This window comes from Kitasatospora sp. NPDC056783 (assembly GCF_042789895.1).
Classification (GTDB): domain Bacteria; phylum Actinomycetota; class Actinomycetes; order Streptomycetales; family Streptomycetaceae; genus Kitasatospora.
On the sequence record NZ_JBHUAF010000368.1, the window covers coordinates 1 to 8,761 of the forward strand.

Here is an 8,761-nt window from a genome sequence, read left to right on the forward strand (position 1 = left end):
CCTCCGGGGCCGCCGTTCTGTGGCGGGCCGCCGCGCGCTCGGCGGCGCCGTGCTGGGCCGTTCCGCGCTGGGCCGTTCCGTGCTGGGCTGTTCCGTGCTGGGCCGTCGTGCGGTCAGGCCCGGACGGTCGCGGCCCAGGCGGCCTCGGCGGCGGCCAGGGCGGGTGCCGGGTCGGCGTCCGTCGCGCCGGCGAGGGCCGACAGGCAGGCGCGGACCGTGTCCAGCGCGGCGGCCCGCCCGTAGTGGTTGACCCGCAGCATCGAAGCGGCCAGCGCGCCGCCGCCCGGCTGGACCGGCAGCGCCGGGTCGAGGCGGGCGGCGAGGGCGGTCGCGTCGACGCCGTCCGGGGTGCGCAGGGTGGTGGCGACCGGGGCCGCGTGGGCGTCCTCGACGACGTACGGGGCCAGGGTGCCGAGCGCGCGCACGCCGGCCCGGGTGGCGGCGGAGGCGGCGCGGTGGCGGGCGATCACGGAGGGCAGGCCGTCGGCGGCGATCCGGTCCAGGCAGGCGCCGAGCGCGAGCATCTCCAACTGGGCCGGGGCGTGCGGCAGCACGGCGCGGCCGGCGTCGGTCCAGCGCTCCTTCCAGTCGAGCAGCGACAGGTACGAGCGGCGCGGGGCGGCCGGGTTGGCGGCGATCCGCTCCCAGGCGCGCTCGGAGACCGAGACGGCGGAGACCCCGGCCGGGCCGCCCATCGCCTTCTGGCCGCCGATGACGCACAGGTCGACGCCCCACTCGTCGGTGAGCAGCGGCTCGGCGGCGACCGAGGCGACCGCGTCGAGCATCAGCAGCGCGCCGTGCTCGCGGACCGCGGCACCGATCTCGGCGACCGGGTTGGTGTTGCCGGTGGCGGCCTCGGCGTGCACCAGGGAGACGAAGTCGATCGACGGCTCGGCGGCCAGCGCCTCGGCGACCCGCGCGGCGCTCACCGCGCTGTCGAAGGGCGCGGCCAGGTCGACGACCTTCGCGCCGCAGGAGCGCAGCCAGTTGCCGAAGGTCTGCCCGTACGGGCCGGTGACGATGTTGAGCGCGGTGGACCCGGGGTGGGCGGCGCCGCGGATCGCGGCCTCCAGCGGGAGGAGCGCCTCGCCCTGGGTGACGATCACATCGGATTCGGTGTGCAGCAGGGCGGCCACCTGGTCCTCGATCGCCGCGAACTCGGCGGCGCTGAGCGGGGGCAGGTCGAGGAAGGGGCTCACGTCGGTATCGCCTTTCACGGGGACGCACGGGGCGGGGTGCGCGGGTCGGGCCGCACGGGGTGGACGCGCGGGGTGGACGCGCGCGGGGGCGGGTGCCGGAAACGAGTCTGCCGCATCATGACTGCTTACACGGAACCCGCCCGTCGGTAGAGTGCGGCCATGAGCGATGGAGCGGTGCTGCACGTGCGGGGTCGGGTGCTGGTCGGTCCGCAGGACGTCCGGGACGAACTCTGGGTGGTGGACGGCCGGGTGAGCTTCACCCGCCCGCCGACCGCCGCCGACGTCCGGACGGTGACCGGCTGGGTGCTGCCCGGTCTGGTGGACGCGCACTGCCACGTCGGCCTGGACGCGCACGGCGCGGTGGACGCCGCGACCAGCGAGAAGCAGGCGCTCACCGACCGGGACGCCGGCACCCTGCTGATCCGCGACGCCGGCTCGGCCGCCGACACCCGCTGGATCGACGAGCGCGAGGACCTGCCCCGGATCATCCGCGCCGGGCGGCACATCGCCCGCACCCGCCGCTACATCCGCAACTACGCGCACGAGATCGAGCCCGGCGACCTGGCGGCCTACGTCCGGGCCGAGGCCCGGCGCGGGGACGGCTGGGTGAAGCTGGTCGGCGACTGGATCGACCGCGAGCGCGGCGACCTCGCCGCCTGCTGGCCCGGCGACGCGCTCGCCGAGGCGATCGCGGCGGCGCACGAGGAGGGCGCGCGGGTCACCGCGCACTGCTTCGCGGCCGAGTCGCTGCCCGACCTGCTGGCGGCCGGCATCGACTGCGTCGAGCACGCCACCGGGCTGACCGAGGAGCTGATCCCGGCGTTCGCCGAGCGCGGGGTGGCGATCGTGCCGACCCTGGTCAACATCGCCACCTTCCCGGACCTCGCGGCCGGCGGCGAGGCCAAGTTCCCGGCCTGGGCGTCGCACATGCGGCGGCTGCACGAGCGCCGGTACGCCACCGTCGGCGCCGCGCACGAGGCCGGCATCCCGGTGTTCGTCGGTACGGACGCGGGCGGCTCACTGGCGCACGGGCTGGTCGCGGACGAGGTGGCGGAGCTGGTCAAGGCGGGGCTGAGTCCGGCCGAGGCGCTGTCGGCGGCGAGCTGGGGGGCGCGCGAGTGGCTGGGGCGGCCCGGGCTGGAGGAGGGCGCCCCGGCGGACTTCGTGGTGTACGCCGAGGACCCGCGGGCGGATGTCCGGGTGCTCGCGGACCCGCTGCTGGTGGTGCTGCGGGGGCGCCCGGTCGGGTAGCCGGGCCGGGCGCTCAGGGAGCCCGTCGGGTGGCCGGGCCGGGCGCTCCGGGCACTCTTCGAGCGCATGATCATCTGCTGAACGCCCTGTCGGTGTAGGCCGATAGGGTGGCGACCATGGCACCGCGTCCACTGAATGAGATCGTCGAGCCCGGCTGGGCCGCAGCCCTGGAACCCGTCGCCGGACGGGTCGCCGCGATGGGCGACTTCCTGCGCACCGAACTGGCCGCCGGGCGTACCTACCTGCCCTCCGGGCCGAACGTGCTGCGCGCCTTCCAGCAGCCCCTGGCCGACGTCCGGGTGCTGATCGTCGGGCAGGACCCCTACCCGACGCCCGGCCACGCCGTCGGGCTGAGCTTCTCGGTGGCCCCGGACGTCCGTCCGATCCCGGCCAGCCTGATCAACATCTACCAGGAGTACGGCAACGACCTCGGCCTGCCGCAGCCGTCCAACGGGGACCTCACCCCGTGGACGGAGCAGGGCGTGCTGCTGCTCAACCGGGCGCTGACCACCGCGCCGCGCAAGCCGGCCGCGCACCGGGGCAAGGGCTGGGAGGAGGTCACCGAGCAGGCGATCCGGGCGCTGGTGGCGCGCGGCGGGCCGCTGGTGGCGATCCTGTGGGGGCGTGACGCCCGCAACCTGCGGCCGCTGCTGGGGGACGTCCCGGCGATCGAGTCGGCGCACCCGAGCCCGTACTCGGCGAACAGCGGCTTCTTCGGCTCGCGGCCGTTCAGCCGGGCGAACGAGCTGCTGGTGCGGCAGGGGGCGCAGCCGGTGGACTGGCGGCTGCCGTAGGCGATCCTGTCCGGCGTGCGGCGGCCGTGGACCCCCGCGAAGCCGCCGCCGTAGCAGAGCCGAGTCAGTGCGGAACGCCAATCTCACCCCAACGGGTGAAATGACGTTCTGTATTGCTCATGTGACTGACCGTTCGAGAAGACTGGCGGCTCATCGTTTCATCTGTGTGGGGGTACCGCCATGTCTTCCCGACGAATCGTTTCCCTAGCCGCTGCCACCGCCGTGGTGGCGAGCACGCTGCTCGCCGTCGCGCCCGCCCAGGCGGCCGAACCCGCCCCGGCACCCGGCAAGGCGCGCGCCGTCACCGCCGAACTCGACCTGGACGTCAGCCTGTTGAACAAGGCGGTGGACGTCCCGGTGAACATCGCCCTGAACAAGGTGGAATCGCCGGCGCAGCGCGACGGCTCGGTGCTGACCGCCACGGTGGCCGGCGTCGACCAGACCGGCCCGGTCGAACTGGTCAAGGCGGACGTCGGCAAGTCCGTGACCCGCGTCGACGCCAAGGGCGCCACCGCCTCCGTCAAGCTGGTCAACGCGGACGTGCACGCCCCCGGCCTGCCCGCCACCGCGCTGCTCGGACTGGAGGCGATGAGCGCCGAGGCGACCTGCCCGGTGGACGGGCAGCCGACCGCGGACGTGGTCGCGCCGGTCAAGCTCAGCGTGCTCGGCAAGCCGGTCACCGTCGGCCTGTACGGCCCGACCACGGTGGACGTGCCGCTGATCGGCAGCGTCTCGGTGGAGTTCTCCAAGAAGACCGTCACCACGACCACCGCCGCCGCCTCGGCGCTGGAGGTGCGGGTGGAGGTGAACCCGCTGAACCTGAACGTCGCCAAGGTCACCGGGAAGGTCACCGTCGCCTCGGTGAGCTGCGAGAAGCCCGGCGGCCCGGCCGCCACCCCGTCCGGCCCGTCCGCGCCGGGCACCGCCTCCGCCCCGGGCGCCGCGACGGCCCCGGGCACGGCACCCGCCGTCCAGCCGGTCGTCGACGCCGCCGCCTCGCGGACCGCCGCCCCGCAGGCCGCGGTGGAGAAGCCGGAGAACCTGGCGGCCACCGGCGGCAGCAGCGCCACCGGCCCGCTCGCCGCCGGGGCCGGCGCCCTGGTCGCGGGCGGCGCGGCCGCGCTCTGGGCCACCCGGCGCCGTCGCGCCGAGCACGCCCGCCGCCACTGACCGGGCCGGGAGCCGTCACCGAGGGAACCCCTCGTCGTCACTGACGGTGTCCGAAAGGGCGGGAGTGCCACCCCTGGCACTCCCGCTCCGTGACGGTGTCAACGCGGACGGTTGGTTCACATGCGCGTTACACGAGAGGAACAACCGGGAAACGGCGGCTTGCCACTCTTCACGGGCACCCACCACACAGCAATGCGAGGGACACGCCGTGGCAATCAAGGCCGAGTACATCTGGATCGACGGCACCAAGCCGACCGCGAAGCTCCGTTCCAAGACTCGCGTCCTGCCCAACGCCGACAAGATCCCGACCTGGGGCTTCGACGGTTCCTCGACCAGCCAGGCGGTGGGCCACGCCTCGGACCGCGTGCTGAACCCGGTGCGCGTCGTGCCGGACCCGATCCGCGGCGGCGACCACATCCTGGTCCTCTGCGAGGTCCTGGAGACGGACGGCACCCCGCACGTGTCCAACACCCGCGCCCTGCTGCGCGAGGTCGCCGAGAAGTACGCCGCGCAGGAGTCGATCTTCGGCATCGAGCAGGAGTACACCTTCTTCAAGGGCTCCCGCCCGCTCGGCTTCCCGGAGGGCGGCTACCCGGCCCCGCAGGGCGGCTACTACTGCGGCGTCGGCGCCGAGGAGGTCTTCGGCCGCGAGATCGTCGAGCTGCACCTGGACCGCTGCATCGACGCCGGCCTGGCGATCTGCGGCATCAACGCCGAGGTCATGCCCGGCCAGTGGGAGTTCCAGATCGGCCCCGTCGACGCGCTGACCGTCTCGGACGACATGTGGATCGCCCGCTACCTGCTGTACCGCACCGCCGAGGAGTTCGGCATCGACGCCACCCTCGACGCCAAGCCGGTCCGCGGCGACTGGAACGGCGCCGGCGCCCACACCAACTTCTCCACCAAGGCGATGCGCGAGGGCTACGACGCCATCATCACCGCCTGCGAGGCGCTCGGCGCCTCCCAGGAGAAGGTGCTGGAGCACGTCAACCAGTACGGCCACGACATCCAGTCCCGCCTCACCGGCAAGCACGAGACCGCCCCGTGGAACGTCTACAGCTACGGCGTCTCCGACCGCGGTGCCTCCGTGCGCATCCCGTGGCAGGTCGAGGTGGAGAAGAAGGGCTACATCGAGGACCGCCGCCCGAACGCCAACGTCGACCCCTACGTCGTCACCCGGCTCCTGATCGACACCTGCTGCGCGGCCCTGGAGAAGGCCGGCCAGGTCTGATCCGTAGCCCCCGGGCACCCGCACCGCACCCGTAGGCCCTTCCCCGTGACCGGGGGAGGGCCTACGGGCCGTCCGGGCGGGTCTTGTCCGGAGGCGGGGAGTCCCGGAGAATCGGCCCATGACCGCTCCGGGCCACCCCCTCCTCGTGCGCCGCCTGCACGTGGACCTGGGCAGGGTGTGGACGGCCGGCTGTCGCCGTCGGCGGGTTCCGTCCACCGACCGCAGGCAGTACCGGCCCCAGGAGTGTGTCCGTCCATGGCTCTCACCTTCCACTGGTTCCTCCCCACCAACGGCGACAGCCGGCTGATCGTCGGCGGCGGCCACGGCTCCACGCCCGGCGCGGCCGGTTCGGACCGGCCGCCGAGCATCGGCTACCTCGGCCAGGTCGCCCGCAGCGCCGAGCAGTTGGGCTTCGAGGGCGTGCTGACCCCGACCGGGGCCTGGTGCGAGGACGCCTGGCTGACCACCGCCGTGCTCAGCGGGCTGACCGAGCGGCTGAAGTACCTGGTGGCCTTCCGGCCCGGACAGCTCAGCCCCACCCTGGCCGCGCAGATGGCCGCGACCTACCAACGGCACTCCGGCGGACGGCTGTTGCTCAACGTGGTGACCGGCGGGGAGTCCGCCGAGCAGCGCGCCTACGGGGACTTCCTGGACAAGGACGCCCGGTACGCGCGCACCGGCGAGTTCCTGGACATCACCCGGCGGCTCTGGGACGGGGAGACGGTCGACCACCACGGGCCCCACCTGCGGGTGGAGGGCGCGCGGCTGAACCGGCTGCCGGAGCCGGTCCCGGCGGTCTACTTCGGCGGCTCCTCCCCGGCCGCCGGCGACATCGCGGCCCGGCACGCGGACGTCTACCTGACCTGGGGCGAACCGCCCGCCCAGGTCCGGGAGAAGATCCGCTGGATCCGCGAACTGGCCGCCGCGCGGGGCCGGACCGTGCGCTTCGGCATCCGGCTGCACGTGATCACCCGGGACACCTCCGCGCAGGCCTGGGCGGAGACCGAGCGGCTGCTCGCCGCGATGGACCCGCGCCGGGTGCGGGAGACCCAACGGGCGCTGGCCGAGAGCGAGTCGGAGGGACAGCGCCGGATGCTCGCGCTGCACGGCGGCTCGGCCGAACGACTGGAGGTGTACCCGGGCCTGTGGGCCGGCATCGGGCTGCTGCGCGGCGGCGCCGGGACGGCACTGGTGGGCAGCCACCGGGAGGTCGCCGACCTGATCTGCGAGTACCACGCTCTGGGCATCGAGGAGTTCGTGCTGAGCGGGATGCCGCACCTGGAGGAGGCGTACTGGTTCGGCGAGGGCGTGCTCCCGCTGCTGGCCGCCCGCCACCTGTGGCAGCGGCCGTGACGGGCCGGGGCGTGAGCCCCGCCCGCGGGGCCGGCGGCGGGGGCCGGTGGCGCGGGGTCGGCGGCGGGGGTGGCCCGGGGCCGGCGTGACGCTTGGCACAGGACCGGCGGCGCGGGCCGCGCCCGGGGCACGGCGGCGGCCCGCGCGGCGGGAACCCGATCGTGACCCGTGAACCGCTGGCCAACCCTCCGCGCCCGGCCGAGAATTCATGGCATGACCCAGCAGCCCCTGCTCCTCCTCGACGTGGACGGACCGCTCAATCCCTACGCCGCGCCGAAGCGGAGGCCCGAGGGCTACGCCACCCACCGGCTGCGCCCCGCCTGGTGGGTGGCGAAGCAGCGGCACCTGGCCGCCGTCCAGGCGCGGCAGACGATCCGCGCCAGGCACGCCAAGCCCCCCGCCGTCCGGGTCAAGCCGCTGCGGGTCTGGCTCAACCCCTCGCACGGTGAGGAGCTGCTGGCGCTGCCGTACGAACTCGTGTGGGCCACCGGGTGGATGGGCGAGGCGAACACCCACATCGGCCCGCACATCGGCCTGCCCGAACTTCCGTACATCCGCTGGTCGGACCTGTTCGGCGAGGACCCGGACGGGCTGCACTGGAAGACCAAGGACGTGGTCGCCTGGGCGGACGGCCGCCCGTTCGTCTGGGTGGACGACGAACTCGGCCCGCGGGACGCCGAGTGGATCGCCGCCCACCACCCCGGACGGGCGCTCACCCTGCACGTCAACCCCCGGATCGGCCTGCTCGCCGAAGACTTCGCGACACTGCGGGACTGGGCGGAGGGCGAGTGAGCGGCGGGACCGGGACGGAGGAGGGGACGGTGACCGGCACGGTCGAGCGGCTGTGGCGCTATCCGGTGAAGGGGCTGCTCGGCGAGGAGCTGGACCGGGCCGACGTGACCGGCCGGGGACTGGTCGGCGACCGCGAACGGGCGCTGCTCGACCTGGCCACCGGCCGGGTGGCCAGCGGCAAGCACCCCCGGCTCTGGGCCGCCCTGCTCGGGTACACGGCCACCACCACGGCGGACGGCGGCACGGTGATCACCGGCCCGGACGGCGGCGGCACGGACGAGCGGGACCTGTCCGAGGCGCTCGGCCGCGAGGTCGCGCTGATCACCGAACGCCCGCCCGGCGCGACCGTCGAGCGGGCCGTACCGGAGGAGGTGCTGGCCCGCGGCATCACGGCCGAAACCGGCTTCACCGTCAACGAGCTGGGCCGCGCCGCACCGGACGGCGGCTTCTTCGACTTCGCGCCGCTGCACCTGATCACCACCTCGACGCTGCGCGCCACCGGCAGCGAGGCCGAGCGCTACCGGCCCAACCTGGTGATCCGCACCCGGGGCGAGGGATACGTCGAGAACGACTGGGTGGGACGGGAGTTGGCGATCGGGCCGACGCTGCGCCTGCGGATCCTCGCGCCCACCCCGCGCTGCGCCGTCCCCACCCTGCGGCACGGGCCGCTGCCCCGCCGTCCCGAGGCCCTGCGCATCCCGGCCGAGCGCAACCGGGTGGTGCCGCTGGCGGGCATGCCGGCGCTGCCCTGCGCCGGGGTGTACGCCCAAGTGCTGGTGACGGGCGCGATCCGGGTCGGGGACCGGCTCGCGCTGGACTGAACGCGGCCCCGTGAGCGGGGCCTCGGGCCGGTGCCCACCCGGGCCGGTGCCCACCCGGGCGGGGCCTCGGGCCCGGTGCCGCCCGGGCCGGGTCCGGCGCTACGCCGGACCGAGCACGCTCTCCAGGGCGTCGAGGAAGCGGTCGGTGGT

At 74.8% G+C, this 8,761-nt stretch carries 8 protein-coding genes; 7 read left to right on the forward strand and 1 reads right to left on the reverse strand.

Annotated features, from left to right (window positions below; all coding sequences use genetic code 11):
* Positions 1 to 113: 113 nt before the first annotated feature.
* Positions 114 to 1,199 (reverse strand): pyridoxal-phosphate-dependent aminotransferase family protein, encoded by a 1,086-nt coding sequence (locus tag ACFRMQ_RS33670; protein WP_380734559.1) that lies wholly within the window; start codon positions 1,197 to 1,199, stop codon positions 114 to 116.
* Positions 1,200 to 1,358: 159 nt separating this feature from the next.
* Here ACFRMQ_RS33670 and ACFRMQ_RS33675 point away from each other — a divergent pair, with 159 nt between their 5' ends.
* The 7 genes from ACFRMQ_RS33675 (at position 1,359) to ACFRMQ_RS33705 (ending at position 8,611) form a co-directional block, all read left to right on the forward strand.
* The gene (locus ACFRMQ_RS33675; protein ID WP_380734560.1) at positions 1,359 to 2,450 is read left to right on the forward strand and encodes an amidohydrolase family protein; all 1,092 of its coding nucleotides are present in this window, start codon (positions 1,359 to 1,361) and stop codon (positions 2,448 to 2,450) included.
* A 116-nt stretch (positions 2,451 to 2,566) separates the two neighbouring features.
* Positions 2,567 to 3,244, forward strand: a complete 678-nt coding sequence (locus ACFRMQ_RS33680; RefSeq protein ID WP_380734561.1) for a uracil-DNA glycosylase — start codon at positions 2,567 to 2,569, stop codon at positions 3,242 to 3,244.
* A 180-nt stretch (positions 3,245 to 3,424) separates the two neighbouring features.
* Complete coding sequence (locus ACFRMQ_RS33685) at positions 3,425 to 4,414, forward strand: SCO1860 family LAETG-anchored protein (protein WP_380734562.1); 990 nt, start codon at positions 3,425 to 3,427, stop codon at positions 4,412 to 4,414.
* A 208-nt stretch (positions 4,415 to 4,622) separates the two neighbouring features.
* Positions 4,623 to 5,645, forward strand: a complete 1,023-nt coding sequence (glnII, locus tag ACFRMQ_RS33690) for a glutamine synthetase (RefSeq protein WP_380734563.1) — start codon at positions 4,623 to 4,625, stop codon at positions 5,643 to 5,645.
* Between the two features lie 255 nt (positions 5,646 to 5,900).
* Positions 5,901 to 6,998 (forward strand): LLM class flavin-dependent oxidoreductase, encoded by a 1,098-nt coding sequence (locus ACFRMQ_RS33695; RefSeq protein ID WP_380734565.1) that lies wholly within the window; start codon positions 5,901 to 5,903, stop codon positions 6,996 to 6,998.
* Between the two features lie 213 nt (positions 6,999 to 7,211).
* Complete coding sequence (locus ACFRMQ_RS33700) at positions 7,212 to 7,790, forward strand: hypothetical protein (protein WP_380734566.1); 579 nt, start codon at positions 7,212 to 7,214, stop codon at positions 7,788 to 7,790.
* 29 nt (positions 7,791 to 7,819) lie between these two features.
* Complete coding sequence (locus ACFRMQ_RS33705) at positions 7,820 to 8,611, forward strand: MOSC domain-containing protein (RefSeq protein ID WP_380734568.1); 792 nt, start codon at positions 7,820 to 7,822, stop codon at positions 8,609 to 8,611.
* The last annotated feature ends 150 nt before the right edge of the window (positions 8,612 to 8,761 follow it).

Coding starts and splice junctions, on each gene's coding strand:
- ACFRMQ_RS33700 (WP_380734566.1), top strand. CDS start 7,212: ATGACCCAGCAGCCCCTGCTCCTCCTCGACGTGGACGGACCGCTCAAT.
- ACFRMQ_RS33680 (WP_380734561.1), top strand. CDS start 2,567: ATGGCACCGCGTCCACTGAATGAGATCGTCGAGCCCGGCTGGGCCGCA.
- ACFRMQ_RS33685 (WP_380734562.1), top strand. CDS start 3,425: ATGTCTTCCCGACGAATCGTTTCCCTAGCCGCTGCCACCGCCGTGGTG.
- ACFRMQ_RS33695 (WP_380734565.1), top strand. CDS start 5,901: ATGGCTCTCACCTTCCACTGGTTCCTCCCCACCAACGGCGACAGCCGG.
- ACFRMQ_RS33675 (WP_380734560.1), top strand. CDS start 1,359: ATGAGCGATGGAGCGGTGCTGCACGTGCGGGGTCGGGTGCTGGTCGGT.